The organism is Streptomyces pimonensis (genome assembly GCF_041380215.1).
Taxonomy (GTDB): domain Bacteria; phylum Actinomycetota; class Actinomycetes; order Streptomycetales; family Streptomycetaceae; genus Streptomyces; species Streptomyces pimonensis.
Window position 1 is genome coordinate 69,984 of the sequence record NZ_JAHWZY010000027.1, and the last position, 18,251, is coordinate 88,234.

General features: G+C 73.9%; 13 protein-coding genes and 1 pseudogene. 8 read left to right on the forward strand and 6 right to left on the reverse strand.

The window, feature by feature from the left end:
* Window positions 1-117: 117 nt before the first annotated feature.
* Window positions 118-879: a TIGR03089 family protein gene (locus tag KYY02_RS24015; RefSeq protein ID WP_371241191.1), complete on the reverse strand. Its 762-nt coding sequence runs from the start codon at window positions 877-879 to the stop codon at window positions 118-120.
* Window positions 880-1,008: 129 nt separating this feature from the next.
* Between KYY02_RS24015 and KYY02_RS24020 the strand changes: the two genes are divergently transcribed.
* Together KYY02_RS24020 and manB are read left to right on the forward strand one after the other, a co-directional pair.
* Window positions 1,009-2,637 (forward strand): N-acetylmuramoyl-L-alanine amidase, encoded by a 1,629-nt coding sequence (locus KYY02_RS24020; RefSeq protein WP_371241196.1) that lies wholly within the window; start codon window positions 1,009-1,011, stop codon window positions 2,635-2,637.
* A 96-nt stretch (window positions 2,638-2,733) separates the two neighbouring features.
* Entirely contained in the window at window positions 2,734-3,816 is a 1,083-nt protein-coding gene (gene manB / locus KYY02_RS24025) for a mannose-1-phosphate guanylyltransferase (RefSeq protein WP_371241199.1), read from the forward strand.
* Between the two features lie 438 nt (window positions 3,817-4,254).
* On the opposite strand, the gene KYY02_RS24030 is transcribed toward manB, so the two are convergent.
* The 4 genes from KYY02_RS24030 to KYY02_RS24045 are packed head-to-tail and all read right to left on the reverse strand — an operon-like array spanning window position 4,255 to window position 8,145.
* A complete protein-coding gene (locus KYY02_RS24030) occupies window positions 4,255-5,256 on the reverse strand; it encodes a DNA-3-methyladenine glycosylase family protein (protein WP_371241201.1) in 1,002 nt (333 codons plus the stop codon).
* Window positions 5,257-5,311: 55 nt separating this feature from the next.
* Window positions 5,312-6,613, reverse strand: coding sequence for a coenzyme F420-0:L-glutamate ligase (locus KYY02_RS24035; RefSeq protein ID WP_371241205.1), 1,302 nt, complete (start codon window positions 6,611-6,613; stop codon window positions 5,312-5,314).
* On the reverse strand, window positions 6,610-7,569 hold the full coding sequence (cofD, locus tag KYY02_RS24040) for a 2-phospho-L-lactate transferase (RefSeq protein WP_371241208.1): 960 nt from the start codon (window positions 7,567-7,569) through the stop codon (window positions 6,610-6,612). The genes KYY02_RS24035 and cofD overlap by 4 nt, the downstream gene beginning before the upstream one ends.
* 33 nt (window positions 7,570-7,602) lie before the next feature.
* Window positions 7,603-8,145 carry a cysteine dioxygenase gene (locus KYY02_RS24045; RefSeq protein WP_371241210.1) on the reverse strand — a complete coding sequence of 181 codons (543 nt, stop codon included), beginning with the start codon at window positions 8,143-8,145 and terminating at the stop codon, window positions 7,603-7,605.
* A gap of 716 nt (window positions 8,146-8,861) precedes the next feature.
* Here KYY02_RS24045 and KYY02_RS24050 point away from each other — a divergent pair.
* From KYY02_RS24050 to KYY02_RS24060, 3 genes are all read left to right on the forward strand, one after another.
* The gene (locus tag KYY02_RS24050) at window positions 8,862-9,125 is read left to right on the forward strand and encodes a WhiB family transcriptional regulator (RefSeq protein WP_003975777.1); all 264 of its coding nucleotides are present in this window, start codon (window positions 8,862-8,864) and stop codon (window positions 9,123-9,125) included.
* A gap of 213 nt (window positions 9,126-9,338) precedes the next feature.
* Window positions 9,339-13,001: a glycosyltransferase family 2 protein gene (locus KYY02_RS24055; protein ID WP_371241212.1), complete on the forward strand. Its 3,663-nt coding sequence runs from the start codon at window positions 9,339-9,341 to the stop codon at window positions 12,999-13,001.
* Window positions 12,998-14,488, forward strand: a complete 1,491-nt coding sequence (locus KYY02_RS24060) for a DUF5719 family protein (protein ID WP_371241214.1) — start codon at window positions 12,998-13,000, stop codon at window positions 14,486-14,488. The genes KYY02_RS24055 and KYY02_RS24060 overlap by 4 nt, the downstream gene beginning before the upstream one ends.
* 314 nt (window positions 14,489-14,802) lie before the next feature.
* Here KYY02_RS24060 and KYY02_RS24065 read toward each other — a convergent pair whose 3' ends face one another.
* On the reverse strand, window positions 14,803-15,252 hold the full coding sequence (locus KYY02_RS24065) for a metallopeptidase family protein (protein WP_371241216.1): 450 nt from the start codon (window positions 15,250-15,252) through the stop codon (window positions 14,803-14,805).
* 282 nt (window positions 15,253-15,534) lie between these two features.
* Between KYY02_RS24065 and KYY02_RS24070 the strand changes: the two genes are divergently transcribed.
* The 3 genes and pseudogenes from KYY02_RS24070 to KYY02_RS24080 all read left to right on the forward strand — a co-directional run bounded on the left by KYY02_RS24070 (window position 15,535) and on the right by KYY02_RS24080 (window position 18,119).
* A complete protein-coding gene (locus KYY02_RS24070; RefSeq protein ID WP_371241218.1) occupies window positions 15,535-15,957 on the forward strand; it encodes a DUF3499 domain-containing protein in 423 nt (140 codons plus the stop codon).
* Window positions 15,958-16,436: 479 nt separating this feature from the next.
* Window positions 16,437-16,648 (forward strand): annotated as a pseudogene (locus tag KYY02_RS24075) (L-lactate permease); the annotation flags it as partial.
* 103 nt (window positions 16,649-16,751) lie between these two features.
* The gene (locus KYY02_RS24080; protein ID WP_371241220.1) at window positions 16,752-18,119 is read left to right on the forward strand and encodes a phosphomannomutase/phosphoglucomutase; all 1,368 of its coding nucleotides are present in this window, start codon (window positions 16,752-16,754) and stop codon (window positions 18,117-18,119) included.
* Window positions 18,120-18,251 lie beyond the last annotated feature (132 nt).

Below are 18,251 nucleotides of genomic sequence, written 5' to 3' on the forward strand. Positions count from 1 at the left end.
CGGGGGAGGGATCGGGGCGGACGGGGGTGTCGTGGGGAACGGTTTCGGCGGGACGGCGGGGAACGCGTCTCCGGGTGGGGAGCGGCGCCCTTCACGGCCCGGCGGGCGGTGGTGCCGTCACCGGGCGATGGCCGTCACCCGTTCGCTCTCCACCCGCTTGTCCAGGGCGTCGCCCCCGAGGCGGTCCAGGTTCCGGCACAGCACCACGGAGCCGCCGGTCGCCAACGGCCCGTACAGGCCCGCGTTCAGGCCCTCCCACGTGTCGTACGGCCGCCCCGACAGGATCCGCGAGCCCGGTCCGGTCAGACCGAGCTCCGGCGCCCCGGCCCGGGCCCGTTCGACCACCTCCGCCCCGGTGAACTCCCGGCCCGCCACGATCAGCGCCGGCTCCTCGGGGTCGACCGGCGCGTACGGCACGAAGCGGTCGCCCTGCCCCGGTACCTCGACGGCGTAGTCGGCGAAGCCCTCCGGCGGCTGCGGGAAGCGACCGCCGAGCGGCCTGAGCGCCAGCGCGATCCTGGCCCCCGAGCAGGCCCGCGCGGCCTCCAGCGGCTCCGGCTCCGGACCGCTCACGGCCACGTCGGCCGCCGCCGGGTCCCCGGCCACGTCCGCGACCGCGCCCACCGACGCGCACGCCAGCAGCCAGACGGCCGTCTGCCAGTGCGCGGGCAGCAGCAGGGCCACCCGGTCACCGGGCTCCACGGACAGTTCGTCCTGGAGGAGGTTGGCGGTCTTGGCCACCCAATTGGCGAAGGTGGCCACGGACAATTCGACGCGTTCGCCCGTGGCGTCGTCGTAGAAGGTCACCAGGGGGCGTCCCGGGTCCGCGGCGAGCGCGGAACCCAGCAGGTCGGCAGGGGTGCGGTCGGTGGCGTTCACCCGCGCAAGCGTACGCCGACCCGCCCGCGCGCACCGCCCGCCGGGGGCACCGGTTCGGGGGAACGGGTCCCGACAGGCCGTCAACTTCCCGATGGACAGATTTGTCTGACTGTGTCCAAGCTCAGGGGCATGCGTGGAATTCTTGCTTCCTCAGTCGGCGTCGCCTGCGCCACCGCCCTCGCCCTCCCGCTCGCCCCGCCCGCCACCGCGGCGGACGCGGAACCCGTGCCGACGGCAGGAGCGGCCACGCGCGCAGCGGTGACGGCCCGGCCCGACGTACCCGGCAGCACCCAGTCGCTGCCCCTGGGACCCCTCACCCGTGACCGCGCCTCCGGCGCAGCCGTCCTCGGCCTGGCCCCACGGGCCGTACGGCCCTTCTCCCTCCTCGGCGTCGTCTGGGACGACCCCGCCGCCGAACTCCACGGCCGCGTCCAGGTCCGCACCCGGGCGGTGGACACCGGCGCATGGTCCGGCTGGCGGGACGTCGAGACGCACTACGCCGACCACGGGGCCGATCCGGGCAGCTCGGAGGGCGCCGCGGACGGGGTCCGCGGCGCCACGGCGCCGTTGTGGGTGGGGGAGTCGGACGGGGTGGAGATCCGGGTTCTGCCGGAGCCCGGTGAGAGCGAGGACGCGAGCGAGGAGGGGGCCGGCGCGGAGGGGGCCGGGGTCGGTGAGTCGGGGGTTGGTGAGTCGGAGGCTGGTGAGTCGGGGGTTGGTGCGTCGGGGGTTGGTGCGTCGGGGGTTGGTGCGTCGGGGGTTGGTGCGTCGGGGGTCGGTGCGTCGGGGGTTGGTGCGTCCGGGGTTGGTGCGTCGGAGGCTGGTGCGTCCGGGGTCGGTGCGTCGGGGGTTGGTGCGTCGGAGGCTGGTGCGTCGGGGGTTGGTGAGTCGGGGGTTGGTGAGCCCGAGGACGACGACCGCTCGGGGGCGCCCTCCGGGCTGCGGCTCGAACTCGTCGACCCGGGGGACGAAACCCCGGACGGCCCGCGCACCGGCGCCATGAGCGCCGAGGCGACCGCCGCCTCCGCGGCCAACTCCGCACTCGTACCGCTCGGCGCCCTGGAGGTCCCCGCGCTGGACGACGAACGGACCCGGCAGGAGTACCTCACCCTGCGCGGGCCCGAACTGACCGGGCAGCAGCGGGCCGAGCCGTACATCGGGCCGCGCCCCGCCATCGTCACCCGGCGCGGCTGGGGCGCCGACGAGAGCCTGCGGGAGAAACGGTTCGTGTACACCGGCAAGGTCAAGGCGGCCTTCGTGCACCACACCGCCTCCGGCAACACCTACACGTGCGCGCAGGCCCCTTCGCTCATCCGCGGGTTCCACCGCTACCACGTGCGGAGCCTGGGCTGGCGGGACATCGGCTACAACTTCCTCGTCGACAAGTGCGGCAGGATCTACGAGGGCCGGGCCGGGGGAGTGGCGAAGCCGGTCAAGGGGGCCCACACCATGGGCTTCAACACCGACACCACGGGCATCGCGGTGATCGGCACCTACGGCTCCGAGGAGCCGTCCTCCGCCGCCGTGAAGGCAGTCGCCCGGCTCACCGCGTGGAAACTCGGACTGCACGGGATGAATCCGAGTGCCAAGACATATCTGAAGTCCGCCGGTGGCAATCTTCACCGAAAAGGCAAGAAGGTACGACTGAACGTGATCTCCGGTCACCGGGACGGGTTCAACACCTCGTGCCCAGGGGGGAAGCTGTACAAGAAGCTCGGCACCACGCGTTCCACGGCGGCTCGTTACCAGGGCCGCTGAGGCGGGCCGGGCGCTCCTTCCTGCTGGAGACGGTCTGCATACACTGGCCGGCCGAAGGACAGTTCGGCCGGTCCCGGCAGGAAGCAGAGACGACAGGTGACAGAAGCGATCCTCCTGGTCGGCGGCAAGGGCACGCGGCTGCGGCCGCTCACGGTGCACACGCCCAAGCCCATGGTCCCGGCGGCCGGGGTGCCCTTCCTCACGCACCAGCTGGCGAGAGCGAGGGCGGCGGGCGTCGAGCACATCGTCCTGGCCACGTCCTACCTGGCCGAGGTCTTCGAGCCGTACTTCGGCGACGGGGCGGCCCTCGGGCTGCACATCGAGTACGTGACGGAGGAGGAACCGCTCGGTACGGGCGGCGCCATCCGGAACGTCGCGTCCCGGCTGCACTCGGGGCCGGACGAACCGGTGCTGGTCTTCAACGGGGACATCCTGACGGGGCTGGACATCCGGGCGCTGGTGCGCACCCACGAGACGACCGGCGCGGACGTCTCGCTGCACCTGACGAAGGTGACGGACCCGCGGGCCTACGGGCTGGTGCCGACGGACGACACGGGGAGGGTGCTCGCCTTCCTGGAGAAGCCGCAGACGCCGGAGGAGATCGTCACCGACCAGATCAACGCGGGGGCGTACGTCTTCCGCCGGTCGGTGATCGACACGATCCCGGCGGGGCGGGTGGTGTCGGTGGAGCGGGAGACGTTCCCGGGACTGCTGGCGGCGGGGGCGCACCTGCAGGGGATGGTCGACTCCACGTACTGGCTGGACCTGGGGACCCCGGCGGCCTTCGTGCGGGGCTCGGCGGACCTGGTGCTGGGCCGCGCTCCGTCGCCTGCGGTGCCCGGGCGCTGCGGGGACCGACTGGTGCTCCCCACGGCGACCGTGGCACCGGACGCGAAGCTGGCGGGCGGGACGGTGGTGGGCGAGGGCGCGTTCGTGGCGGAGGGCGCGTGCGTCTTCGGCAGCACGATCCTGCCGGGGGCGGTGATCGAGCCGGGTGCGGTCATCACCGACTCGCTGATCGGCACGCGGGCGCGGGTGGGCGAGCACACGGTCCTCACCGGCACGGTCATAGGCGACGGCGCGGTCATAGGTCCCCGCAACGAGCTCCGCGAGGGCGCCCGCGTCTGGTGCGACGCGACCATTCCGGCGGGCGCCCTCCGCTTCTCCTCGGACCGGTGACCGTCCGGTCCGGTGGTGGGGGCTCGGGTAGCACCTGATGCCGGTGGGCGGGGCGGGGCCGTGTCCGTGGTGTCCGTCCCCGGGCCGGCGCGCATCACGTCTGCCGGAAGACGCGCGGGGCGCGGAGGCACCGGCCGCTGCGGGCGGCCACCCCGCCCCGTCCCCTCCACGCCGTACGCGGCTGTCCGCTCCCGCGGGCAGTCGCCGCCGCTCCCGCGGGCAGCCGTGCCGCGGGGCGGTGGGGGAGCCCCGTTCGAGCGGAGCCGGCAGTGGGGAGGCGCCCCGCAGGCGCCCCGCAGGCGCCGGGCCGCGCGAGCCCGCCCCGGCCGGGACCAAGGCGACGGCACCCGGCGGGGCCGGGCAGTGAAGCCGCCCCCGGCCCGCGTCGGCGCGGGGCGCCCACGACGCGCCCCCGCCGAACGCCGGCCCGGCCGAAGCTCAGAGCCGTCCGATGTCCCCGTACGGCATCCGCGGCGCCCGCCGCTCCGGCACCTTCCCGCTCAGCAGGATCAGCCGCGCGGCCCGATGCCGCTGCCCCGCGTACGGCTCCAACAGCGACAACATCACCGCGTCATCCGCATGCCGGTCCCCCGCCAGCGCCCATCCCACGATCCCCGGCAGATGCAGATCCCCCACGGTCACCGCATCCGCCGCCCCATGGCTCCGCTGCACCGTCTCCGCCGACGTCCACGGTCCGATCCCCGGCACCAGCTCCAACCGCGCCCGTGCTTCGGCGGGTGGCATCCCCACCGCCTCCTCCAGCCGCGCGGCGACCCGCACCGCCCGCAGAACCGTCGACGCCCGCTTGTCGTCGACCCCGGCCCGATGCCACTCCCAGGAGGGAATCAGCGCCCACGTCCGAGGCGCCGGCATCACCGACATCCGCTCCGGCGCGGGCCCGGGCGCAGGCTCGCCGTACTTCCGTACCAGCAGCCGCCAGGCCCGGTACGCCTCACCCGTCGTGACCTTCTGTTCCAGTATCGACGGGATCAGCGACTCCAGCACCAGACCGGTCCGCGTCAGCCGCAGTCCCGGACGTCGGTGCCGGGTCAGTGCCAGCAGCTTGTGCCGGGGCACGAAGGCGGACGGATCGTCGGCGGAGCCGAGCAGCTCCGGCAGTCCGTCCAGGAGCCAGTCGGCGCCCGGCCCCCACGCCTCGCCCCGGATCCCGTCCGAACGCCCCGTCACCCGCAGCGTCCCCGGGCCCGCCGGGGTCAGGCCGGCCCGCCACACGGAACCGTCCGGCAGCGCCCGGAACGTCGGGTCCCCCGGCCCCCGTCGCAGCGGCCCGAGGACCAGCCCGAGGTCCAGGGGCCCCTCCGGCGCCCATGTCCGTACGCGGGCCGGAGCCGGTGCCCGGCGGGGTACTCCCGGGGACGCGGCGACCTGCCCGCCGCGCACATCCGTACGTGCCGGGCGGGGTGCGAAACGTCCTGCCACGAGAAATTCCAGGGGTGGAGGTGGAGCGGGGGTCCCCATGAGGATAGGCGCACGCTCACCGCACCTCGATGAAACCGCCCGCGTCCCGCTCCGGCCGCGGGCGCGGGTCCTGCGCCGGGTGGCCGATCGCCACCGCGCCCATCGGGTCCCAGTCCGCGGGCAGGTCCAGGACCTCGCGGACCACCTCGCGGCAGAACATCGTCGACGACACCCACGCCGAGCCCAGCCGCTCCCCGGCCAGCGCGACCAGGAAGTTCTGCACGCCGGCGCCCGTGGCGACCACGAACATCTCCCGCTCCGCGCCGTCCCGCCGCGCGTCCCCGTAGGTGTGCGAGCCGTCCATGACCAGGCAGGGGACGGCCAGGTACGGCGCGTTGCGCAGGACGTCGCCGCGGCGGACGCGCTTGGCGATCGACTCCTCGGTCCTGCCGTCGCGGCGCAGGTCGGCGATCCAGGCGTCGCGCATGGCGTCCAGGAGACGGGTGCGGGAACCGGGCGACTCCAGCAGCACGAACCGCCACGGCGTGGTGTGGTGTGGGGCCGGCGCCGTGACCGCCGCGGCCACCGCGCGGCGTACGGCTCCGGGGTCGACCGGCTCGTCCGTGAAGGCCCGCACCGTACGGCGCTGGGTCACCGCCTGGCGTACCGCCTCGGACGTGCCGAGGCGGAACATGTCGTCGCGCGCGCCGCGGACCATCGCCCGCGCGCCCTCGCCGTCGTCGGCCGCCACCACGTGCGGCAGTCCGCGGACCACGGCCACCGGGAGGCCGGACGCCTTGCCCTTGACCAGGTCGCCCGCCGCGGCGAGCTCGTCGGCCGTGGCGACGACCGTGGCGCCGAGCGGATTGCCGTGCGCGTCGGTGCCGCCGCGCAGGTCGTCCAGCACCCGGACGCCCGCCGCGCCGATCGCGACATCGGTCAGCCCCGCACGCCAGGGCCGGCCGAAGGTGTCGGTGACGATCACACCGACCTCGACGCCGAGGGCCTCGCGCAGGCCCTGGCGGATCGTCCGCGCGGAGGCGTCCGGATCCTCGGGCAGCAGCAGGACCGTGCCGGCGGGGGTGTTGGAGGCGTCGACCCCGGCCGCGGCCATGACCAGGCCCTGCCGGTTCTCCACGATGCGCAGCGCGCCGCGCCGGGCCACCACGCGCACCGTCTCCGCGTCGATCGCGGCCTCCCGGTCCGTCGCCCCGACGATCCGGCCCTCCGCCTTGGAGACGACCTTCGAGGTGACGAGGAGGACGTCGCCGTCGGACAGGTCCGGTGCGGCGGCCGCGATCAGCTTGGCCAGGTCGTCGCCCTCGCGGATCTCGGGCAGGCCCGCCACGGGCCAGACCCGGTAGCCCGTGCCGCTCATACCGCCCGGACCTCCTCCGCCAGCGTCAGCGCCTCCCGCGCCATCCGCGCGGCCGCGTCGACGTCGGTCATCATCAGGGGTACGGCCCGGCAGCGGATCCCGGCCGCCTCGACGCGCTCCACGCAGTCCGCGTCGGCCGTGTCGACCAGCCAGCCGTCCAGCAGGCCCGAGCCGTAGTGCTCGGCCACCGCCGGGGCCGTGGACTCCACGCCGACGGCCGCCAGCACCTTGTCGGCCATGCCGCGCACGGGCGCGCCCCCGACGATCGGCGACAGACCGATCACCGGCACGCCCGCTTCGGCGATCGCCTCCCGGATGCCGGGGACGGCGAGGATGGTGCCGACGGAGACCACGGGGTTGGACGGCGGGAAGAGGATCACGTCGGCCTCGGCGATCGCCTCCAGGACACCCGGCGCCGGCTTCGCCTGTTCCGCCCCGACCGGCACGACCGCCTCGGCCGGCACCGAGGCCCGCAGCCGTACCCAGTACTCCTGGAAGTGGACCGCCTTGCGCTCGCCGTCCAGCTCGACCGCCACATGGGTCTCCACGCGGTCGTCCGTCATCGGGATGAGGCGCACGCCGGGCTCCCAGCGGTCGCAGAGCGCCTCCGTCACCGCGCTGAGCGGAAAGCCGGCGCCGAGCATCTGCGTCCGCACGATGTGCGTGGCGAAGTCCCGGTCGCCGAGCCCGAACCACTCCGGACCGACGCCGTACGCCGCGAGTTCCTCCTTGAGGTGGAAGGTCTCGTCGGTCCGCCCCCAGCCCTGCTCCTCGTTGATACCGCCGCCGAGCGTGTACATCACCGTGTCGAGGTCCGGGCAGACCTTCAGCCCGAAGAGGTGGATGTCGTCCCCGGTGTTGCCGATGACCGTGATGTCCGCGTCCGGCACGGCCCGCTTCAGACCGCGCAGGAAACGGGCACCGCCGATGCCGCCTGCCAGAACCACAATGCGCATGGGGCCATCCTCGCAGGCCGACACGGCATCGCGTCAGGCAGTCACCGGGCCGGGCGCCGTGCGGCTCTCGCAGCGGAGGGAGGCGTGCATCGGCATCTCGGTGAGGCCCGGGTAGTAGATGTGCAGGCTGACCGCGGGTTCCAGCGCGTCGTTGACGACCTCGTGCACGTAGCCCGGAGCGAACACCCTCATCCCCTCCCGGTTTCGCTCGAGCGGGGGGACTCCCGCCGCGGCGGCGGTCAGCGTGCGCGTGCCGCGCTCCGTGCGCTCGGTCAGGGTGCCTTCCAGGACGGTGAGCATGCCGGAGGAGCGGCCGTGGTCGTGCGGTCCGCTGCCCTGGCCGGGCACCCAGGACAGCAGCCACACCTCGTAGCCGGGGCCGGTGCGCAGCCGGTGGTACCAGCGGCTGGTGGCGTCGTACCGGACGAGGTGCTCCCACTGGGAGCGGTCGGCGGCGAGGGAGCGGGCCAGGCCGGCGAACTCGGCGACGGTGGCCGGGTGCTCGCGCGGGGGCTGGAGCAGGTGCGGGACCTCGAGGATGTCGCCGGCGATCTGGAGGTCGCTGTCGCTGTTCATGGATGCGGAGGTTCCTTGGCGGAGAAGCGGTGGGGAGGGTGTCGCGTCGCGTGCGTCCGGATCGCGGACGGCGGCGAGGAGCGCCCTGGTGGGGAGCGAAGGAAACAGCGGCCGGGTCTGTGGCCCGGCGAGGGCTGGAGCTACGGGAGAGGGCTCAACAGCCGGAACAGCGACAGCTACAGCGAGCGCGGGCAGCACCGAGGAACCCGACGGAGCGGGCCGAGGTGAGTGCCGAATTCGCGAGCATGCCCACTAGAACAGCGGTTCACTCCTCCACTGTCAACTCGGCGCCCGGCATGTGGGACATGGTTCACCTCATCCGGTCCATCTCACAGGTGAAAGGTTTGCTCAGCCGCTTCCCGGGACACATGGTGCCCACGGCCGGGTGCCCCGCGCGTCGTTGCGATCCCGTGATCCGACTGTGATCCGGTTCGCTTCGGTGCGGGTGTCGCAACGAGATCGGCCCCTTGGGCGTCCACCCCCGGTGGACCCCGCGTGGGGTGGGAGACCCGCGCGGGTCCCGTACGCGTGTCAAGGTTTAGGACGATTTGAACACTTTCGGCTTGGCCTTGGTTCCGCAGAGTGAATAAGGGGCTCAATAGCAGATCTCGGCTTGACTCGCCCGGAGCAGCACACTTGTAATTTCACTCGTGTCGTTCAGCCGGGATCGGTAACGGCTGGATCACGGGGATGCGAAGGACGGACGAGGGGCGCACATGACCGAGCTGGTGCAGCAACTGCTGGTCGACGACGCGGATGAGGAGCTCGGCTGGCAGGAGCGCGCGCTGTGCGCCCAGACCGACCCCGAGTCCTTCTTCCCCGAGAAGGGCGGCTCGACCCGGGAGGCGAAGAAGGTCTGCCTCGCCTGCGAGGTCCGCTCCGAGTGCCTCGAGTACGCCCTCGCCAACGACGAGCGCTTCGGCATCTGGGGCGGCCTGTCCGAGCGGGAGCGCCGCCGGCTGAAGAAGGCCGCCGTCTGACGGGCCGGCACATCGCCGTCGCGCGCACGGTGCGCACCGTGCGCACGCCAAGTCGTACATACGTCACTTAAGGCCCGTCGCGGGTGGGTTGTCCACAGGCGGCGGGCCGCTCCGGTGCCCAGCCGATAGTGTGGTCGCTCGTCCGAGACGCCTCGTCGCCCCCGTCGGGCACAGGCGTTCCCCCCAGACCACCGAACCGGGGCCCGTACCTCGATGTCCGTGCACAGCCACACGACAGCCCGGCAAGACCTCGCTGCCACCCCTGAGTTTCCGCGTCACGTGGTGACGGCGGTCCTCGTCTCCCACGACGGCGCCCGCTGGCTGCCCGACGCGCTCGCCGGGCTGCTCGGCCAGGAGCGCCCCGTCCAGTTCGCCATGGGCGCCGACACCGGCAGCGCGGACGACTCCGCCCGGCTGGTCGCCGAGGCCCTCGGCGACGAACGCGTGCTGCACCTCGCCCGGCGCACCGGCTTCGGCCAGGCGGTCGAGGAGTGCAGCCGCAGCGCCCCGCACCTCACGCCGGACGACCTGCCGTACCTGAAACGGCCGAGCGGCTGGGACCCGGTCACCCGCAGCTGGCGCGACGACGCCTACGACCTGCCGGACCTCCCGCACGGGGAGCCGGTCCAGTGGCTGTGGCTGCTGCACGACGACTGCGCGCCCGAACCCGACGCGCTGGCCCAGATGCTGCGCGTCGTGGAGAACGAGTACGAACTCGGCCGTGACGACGTGGCCGTCGTCGGCCCCAAGCTCCGCGGCTGGTACGACCGCAGGCAGCTCCTCGAGGTCGGCGTCTCCATCGCCAACTCCGGCCGTCGCTGGACCGGCCTGGACCGCCGCGAACAGGACCAGGGCCAGCACGACCACGTACGGCCCGTGCTGTCGGTGTCCACCGCCGGCATGCTGATCCGCCGTGACGTCTTCGACCGGCTCGGCGGATTCGACCGGCACCTGCCCCTCATGCGCGACGACGTCGACCTGTGCTGGCGCGCCCACTCCGCGGGACACCGGGTCCTGGTCGCCCCCGACGCGGTCGTCCGGCACGCCGAGGCCGCCGCCCGCGAGCGCCGCACCGTCGACTGCGTGGGCCGCACCTCCGCCTCCCCGCACAAGGTGGACAAGGCGGGCGCCGTCTACACCCTGCTCGTCAACGCCCGCACGGCCGCTCTGCCCTGGGTGCTGCTGCGCGTCGTCCTCGGCACCCTGCTCCGCACCCTCGCCTACCTCGTCGGCAAGGCCCCGGGACAGGCCGTCGACGAGATCCGTGGTCTCGTGGGCACCCTGTTCCGGCCCGAACGGATCCTTGCCGGGCGGCGCCACCGCGGCAGCCCGCAGACCGACAAGGGCGAGATGCGGCCGCTGTTCCCGCCGCCCGGCGCGACCGTCCGCGTCACCGTGGAACAGGTCGCGAGCAGCCTCGTCGGCCGCTCCGACCCCGAGGCCGCCTCCGGTGCCGGACGCCACGGCGGCGTCATCGAGTCCGGACCCGGCGGCGACGACGCCGACTTCCTGGAGGTCGAGCAGTTCGCCCGGCTCAAGCGCATCGCCCGCAAGCCCGGCCCGGTGCTCTTCCTGGTGCTGCTGCTGGTCTCCCTCGCGGCCTGCCGCGGGCTCCTCGGTGGCGGCGCGCTCGCGGGCGGCGCCCTGCTCCCCGCGCCCGCCGGCGCCGGTGAGCTGTGGACCCGTTACACCGACGCCTGGCACACCGTGGGCGCCGGCGGCACCGGATCCGCACCGCCCTACCTGGCGGTCGTCGCGGCCTTCGCCTCGCTCCTGCTCGGCTCCACCGGCCTCGCCGTCACGATCCTCCTGGTCTGCTCGGTACCGCTGGCCGGCCTCACCGCGTACTTCGCCTCCCGCCCGCTCGTCGAGTCCCGGCTGCTGCGCGCGTGGGCGGCCGTCGCCTACGCCTTCCTGCCCGCCGCGACCGGTGCCCTGGCCGGTGGCCGCATCGGCACCGCCGTACTCGCCGTGCTGCTGCCGCTGATCGCCCGCGCGGGCGTCGCCGCGAGCGGCCTCACGAACCCCGAGGGCACCCGCGGCAGCTGGCGCGCCACCTGGGCGTACGGCCTGCTCCTGACGGTCACCACGGCGTTCACCCCGATCGTGTGGCCCATCGCCCTGGTCCTCGGCGTCGGCGTCCTGGCCCTGCGCAGGACCGACATCCCGGCCTACGGACTGCGCTTCCTGGCCCAACTGGGCACCCCCCTGCTGGTCCTCGCCCCGTGGTCGCTCTCCCTGATCCCCCTCGGCTTCTTCCGGGAAGCGGGCCTGGAGTACGGTTCCTCCGCCGCCTCCGCGCTCGACCTGCTCGGCGCGAGCCCGGGCGGCCCCGGCACCGTCGGCGGCCTGCTGCTCCTCGGCCTGGTGCTCGCCGCGCTCGCTGCCCTGCTCCGCTCGGAACGCCGGACGGCGATCGTCGCCGCGTGGACGGCCGCCCTGGTGGGCCTCGTCTTCGCGGTCCTGTCCAACAACTCCGCCTGGGCGGGCCCCGCCACCCTCGTCTACGGCATCGCCGTCCTGGCCGCCGCCGCGCTCGGCGCCGACGGGGCACGCGCGCGCGTCGCCGAGCAGAGCTTCGGCTGGCGCCAGCCGGTCGCCGTGCTGATCGCCCTCGCCTGTGCGATCGGCCCGCTGGTCGCCGCCGCCGGCTGGATGATCCGCGGCGCCGACGGACCGGTCGAACGGCGCGACCCCGTCCAGGTGCCCGCGTTCGTCGCCGAGGAGAGCGGCACCCGCGACCAGGCCCGCACCCTCGTCCTCGACAGTGACTCCACCGCCCGGGTCGGCTACGTCCTGGTCCGCGGCTCGGGCGCCCGCATGGGCGACGCGGAGATCGCCGCGGTGAACGGCGGGAACAGCGTGCTCGACAAGGTCGTCGCCAACCTCGTCGCCGGCTCCGGCGCCGACCAGGCCGACCAGCTCGGCGGCTTCGCCGTCCGCTACGTCCTCGTCCACCCGGGCGCACCGCGCGAGGTCACCCGCGTCCTGGACGCCACCCCCGGCCTGTCCCGGCTCAGCCAGCAGGCGGGCGGCGCGCTGTGGCGGGTGGACCGGCAGGTCGCGCGCGCGAGCATCGTTCCCGCCAAGGACGGCGTTCCCGCCAAGGACGACGCCGTCGAGCCCGTGCCCGTCGCCGCGGGACCGGTCGACATCCACACCAAGATCCCGAACGGCGCGGAGGGCCGCGTCCTGCGCCTCGCCGACACCGCCGCCGAGGGCTGGACCGCCACCCTCGACGGCAGGCCGCTGACCCCCACCACGGTCGACGGCTGGGCCCAGGGATTCGAACTCCCCGCCTCCGGCGGCACGCTGGACGTCACCTACGACGCCCCGATCACCCACACCGCCTGGCTGTGGGCCCAGGGCCTGTTCGCCGTCGTGCTCGTCGTCATGGCCCTGCCCGGCCGCCGCCGCGACATCGACGACGACCTGCCCGAGGAGCAGGCCGTCCCCGCCGAGGCGACGGCCGGCGAGGGCCGCCGCGCCCGCCGTCTGCGCGCCCAGGCCGAGGCGGAGGCCGCCTCCGGGGAACCGGGCGTAGACGAGGACTTCCCCGCCTCGCCCGAGCAGCCTCCCGCCCCCGTCCCGCACCAGTCCGAGCACGGCGACTGGGACGCGGCGGCGCGGTACCCGGACGCCCACCCGGACGAGCAGTACCAGCAGTACCCGGTGGACGCCTACGGCCGGCCCTACCAGGCGGGGGCCTATCCCCAGGACGGCGGAGAGTACGACCCGTACGCCTACGACGCCCGGCAGGCGCCGTACGACCAGACCTACACACAGGGCTACGACCAGAACTACGTGCAGGGCTACGACACGTCGTACGACCCCCACGGCACGGGCAGCGAACGTCCCGACGGGAGCCGGCAGTGAACCGCACCACCCTGTCCCTGATCGCGGGCGTGACCGCGCTCGCCGCCGTCACCGGCTTCGCCGCGGTGTCCTCACCGGGCGCCGACGCCGCGGCCGGCACGGCAAAGCCGGCGGCCCACCTCCCCGTGGAACGCACGAGCCTGGTGTGCCCCCCGCCCAGCACCTCCGACCTGGCCGAGACGACGTACACGTCCTTCACGCCGGTCACGAAGGGCACGCAGAGCGAGGGCAAGGCCGAACTCCGGGCGGCCACGGAGCGGAAGCCGGACGAGTCGAAGTCCGGGGACGACGGGTCCGAGAAGCCCGTGCTGGAGCCCGGGGAGCCCGGCGAGCCGGTCACCGGGGAGACGACCGGCGGCGATTCCTCCGCCCTTCTCGGCACCGCCGAGGGCCGCTTCGCGCCGGGCTGGACCATGCAGCAGACGTCAACGGTCACCGCGGGCACGGGCCGGGGCATGCACGGCGTCACCTGCACGGCCCCGGACACGGAGTTCTGGTTCCCCGGCACGAGCACCGAGGGCGACCGCACCGACTACGTCCACCTGACCAACCCCGACGACGCGGCGGCGGTCGTGGACATCGAGCTCTACGGCAAGGACGGCGTCCTCGAGACGACGGTGGGGGAGGGCATCACGGTCCAGCCGCACTCCGCCGAGCCGGTCCTGCTCTCGACGCTCACCGACGAGAAGCAGACCGATGTGACCGTCCACGTGGTCGTCCGCAGCGGCCGGGTCGGCGCCGCCGTACAGGCCCTGGACGCCGAACTGGGCGGCGACTGGCTGCCCGCGTCGGCCGATCCGTCCGGCAGCCTGGTCCTGCCCGGCATCCCGAAGGACGCCACCGCCGTACGCCTGGTCGCCTTCACCTCCGGCGACGCCGACGTCGACCTGAAGGTGCGTCTCGCCTCCCCCTCCGGCCTGATCACCCCGGCCGGCCACGACACCCTCCACGTGAAGGGCGGCATGACGGCGGCCGTCGACCTGGGCGACGTCACGCGCGGCGAGGCGGGTTCCCTGGTCCTGACGGCGGCGGACGACTCCGTCCCGGTGGTGGCGGCGGTACGGGTGCTGCGCGGCAAGGGCGGCGACCAGGAGTCGGCCTTCATCCCCGCCGCACGGCCGGTCGGTACGCGTGCCACGTCCGTGGACAACGCGGCCAAGGGCACGACGCTCTCGGTGACGGCTCCCGAGGGCACGGCGAAGATCAAGGTCACGGCCTCGGCGGGCACCGAGGGCGGTACGGCGGTCTCGAAGACGTACACGATCGAGTCGGGCACGACGCAGGACGTCGAGGCGCCGGTGCCGGCCGGGGTGAAGGGCACGTACGCCCTCACGGTGGAGCCCCAGTCGGACACGCCGGTCTACGCGTCCCGGACGCTGACGACGACGGAGAACGGTGTCCCGTTCTTCACGGTCCAGCCCCTCCCGGACGACCGGGGAACGGTCGCGGTACCGGAGTCGAACGAGGACCTGTCGATCGTGCAGTAGCCACCACCCACGAGGAGTCCTCTCCAGGGACCGGGTGCCGGCTGCCGCCCTCCGCGAGCGGTCTTTCCTCCCGCAGTGCCTCAAAGGCCTGGGAGGCGGGAGCAATGGGGCCCCGGCTCGGGCGGGGCCGGGAGCGGGCGGTGGGGCACCCCGCTCATGGGCCCCGCTCGGGCGGGGCCGGGAGAGCGGAAGCCGGGAACGGGCGAGGCGCCCCGCAGGCGCCGGACCGTGAGCGCCCCGGGCCGCCCCGACGCGGCGCACCCGTGACGCGCCGGGTGGCAGGCGCAGTCGCACCCGCAGCCGTACGAACCCCGTCAGTCCTCCCCGTACCGGGGATCCACCGTCTCCGGCGTCAGCCCCAACAGCTCCGCCACCTGCTCGACCACGACCTCGTGCACGAGAGCCGCCCGCTCGTCCCGCCCCTTGGAGCGGATCTCCACCGGCCGCCGGTAGACCACCACCCGCGCCGGCTGTCCCTCACGAGCAGCCACGGTCCCGCCCAGCGGCACCGTCCCATCGCTCCAGGTCCCCCCGTCCGGCCGGGGCACGTCCAGCACCAGGAAATCGATGTCGGCCAACTGCGGCCACCGCCGTTCCAGCCGCTCCACGGAGTCCTGCACGAGATCCGAGAACGTCTCCGCACGGCTCGCGGCGAGCGGCACCTGCGGAGGTGCGATCGGGCCCCGCATGCCCCGGCCGTGGCGGTCACGGCGTCGGGGTCCGGGGCCTGGACCGGCGGCACGGGGCGTCACAGAGCTGTCCATCACCGCGAAGCGTAGTCGTCACGTCGCCGCCCCGCCCGATCCGGTACGCCTTCCGGCCGACCCGTACGGCATGTCACAACGTGACCATTCCAGCCAAGGTTGGGCTCGATTCCGCATCTCCCTGAGACCGGTGACCTCAAGGCAATTGACGGTGTTTGTACCGACTGGTGACCGGAATCAGTGCCGACCAGCCCTTCGAGCCCTCGTGTCGACCCAGGTCAGCAAGGTGTACCCAAAGGGACATGTGGGGTGTTTCCTGTCACGACACGGTGGAGTGACGTGGTGGGGAGTCGTCGCGGCCCGCTCAAGAGTGCGGTACCGTCCAACGTCGTGAGCCCTGTACGTCGCTGTTCGCGCACCGCCTGCGGCCGTCCCGCCGTCGCGACGCTGACGTACGTCTACGCCGACTCGACCGCGGTCCTCGGCCCGCTCGCCACCTACGCCGAACCCCACTGCTACGACCTGTGCGCGGAGCACTCCGAGCGCCTCACCGCACCGCGCGGCTGGGAGGTCGTCCGTCTGCTCGACGGTTCGGCCCCGGCCCAGCCCAGCGGAGACGACCTGGAAGCGCTTGCGAACGCGGTGCGTGAGGCCGCCCGCCCCCAGGAACGCGCGGCGGGAGGGGCCGGTGGTCCCCGCGCGGCCGACCCCATGGAGGTCGCACGCCGCGGCCACCTGCGCGTCCTCCGCTCCCCGGACAACTGACCGGGGCGGGCCTCTCTCCCGTACCTCGGGCGCCGCGCGAACCCCGGTACGCCCTCGACGCCTGCTTGTCGCGGGCATGGTCGTTTCCTGGGGTGTGGTGAGAAATTGCTTTCACGTGACGGACTCCGGGAAGCGCCGCTGGGCGTCCAGGCTGGAACCCGTCGCCGGTTCGCTCGGCGGCGTCCGGACGAAGGCGCACTTCGCAGGCCTGACCGGCCTGCCTGCGGCCTGCCCGGGGTACGGCATGCCACCGGACCGGACACTCTCCGGCGGCTCCCGGGGTGCCGTCTTCGGCCTCTTCCTCCTCATGTGGATCACCGTCAACGCTTTGTGGGCCCACCGGATGACCGTCCGCATCCGCCATTCCGACGTCCCCCGCCGCTCCTTCGGCCGTCTCTCCGACGACCCCGCATCCGGGTACTCGCCGTCGCGTTCTGCTTCGGCGCCCTCCGGACCACCGCCCTCCGGACCACCGCCGCCCGGCAGTCCGGGCCGCCGCCTACAGCTCCGTCGGAGTCCTCGCAGGATGGTCTCGCCGCAGAACCTCACCGCCGCCTGCGCGGCCGTCGGGCCGGCGGGCCGCGAGGGCGCCCCGCCGCGCAAGGTACTGCCCTGGGGCCTCGGTCTGCTGCTCGTGATGTGCCTGGTCACGGTGGGCCAGAGCACGGCGGCACTCGGCTGGGTGCTGCCCCGGGCCTCCGCGCCGTCCGAAGGCCCGTTCGGTGGCCCTGACAGGAGCGTCACCACCTACGGGTAGTTTGTGGTGACCGACAGGACTTCCGGAAGGGCTGGCCGTGGCTGCTGATCTGTCGCAGATCGTGAAGGCGTACGACGTGCGCGGAGTCGTTCCCGACCAGTGGGACGAGTCCCTCGCCGAGCTCTTCGGCGCCGCCTTCGTCCGGGTGACCGGCGCGACCGCCGTCGTCACCGGTCACGACATGCGGCCGTCGTCCCCCGGCCTGTCCGGCGCCTTCGCGCGCGGCGCGGCGGCCCGGGGCGCCGACGTCGTCGAGATCGGCCTGTGCTCCACGGACCAGCTCTACTACGCCTCGGGCGCCCTGGACCTCCCCGGCGCGATGTTCACGGCCTCGCACAACCCGGCGCGGTACAACGGCATCAAGCTGTGCCGCGCGGGCGCGGCGCCGGTCGGCCAGGACACGGGCCTGGCGGAGATCCGGGAACTCGTCGAGCGGTGGAGCGAGTCGGGTGCCCCGGAACCGACGACCGGCACCCGGGGAACGGTCACCCGGCGCGACACGCTGGACGACTACGCGGCACACCTGCGCTCGCTCGTCGACCTGGCCTCCGTCCGCCCCCTGAAGGTCGTCGTCGACGCGGGCAACGGCATGGGCGGGCACACGGTCCCGACGGTTTTCGCCGGCCTGCCGCTCGCCCTCGTCCCGATGTACTTCGAACTCGACGGCACCTTCCCCAACCACGAGGCCAACCCCCTCGACCCGGCCAACCTCGTCGACCTGCGGAAGCGGGTCCGCGAGGAGGACGCCGACCTCGGCCTCGCCTTCGACGGCGACGCCGACCGCTGCTTCGTGGTCGACGAGCGGGGCGAGCCGGTCCCCCCGTCCGCGATCACCGCCCTGGTCGCCTCCCGCGAGCTGGCACGCAACGGCGGCAAGGGCACGGTCATCCACAACCTGATCACGTCCTGGTCGGTCCCCGAGGTCGTACGGGAGAACGGCGGCACCCCCGAGCGCACCCGCGTGGGCCACTCCTTCATCAAGGCCGAGATGGCCAGGACCGGCGCGATCTTCGGCGGCGAGCACTCCGCGCACTACTACTTCCGCGACTTCTGGAACGCCGACACGGGCATGCTGGCCGCCCTGCACGTCCTCGCCGCCCTCGGCGGCCAGCAGGGCACGCTGTCCGCCCTGGTCGCCCAGTACGACCGCTACATCGGCTCCGGGGAGATCAACTCCACGGTCGACGACCAGACCGCCCGCCTGGCCGCGATCAGGGCCGCGTACGAGGACCGCGACGGCATCACCCTCGACGACCTGGACGGCCTCACCGTCACCTCCTCCGACTGGTGGTTCAACGTCCGCCCCTCCAATACGGAACCCCTCCTGCGCCTGAACGCGGAGGCCCGGGACGAGGCGACGATGACCAGGATCCGCGACGAGGCCCTGGAAATCATCCGGTCGTAGTCCCGTGACCGCGCCCGCAAGCGCCGCTGGGGCGGTGCGGGCGGGCGCGACGGCACCCCGAAAGCGCCGGGCTGCGCAAGCACCCCCGGCCCGCACCGGCGGCGGCGCACCCCGCGCACGCCTCCGGCGCAT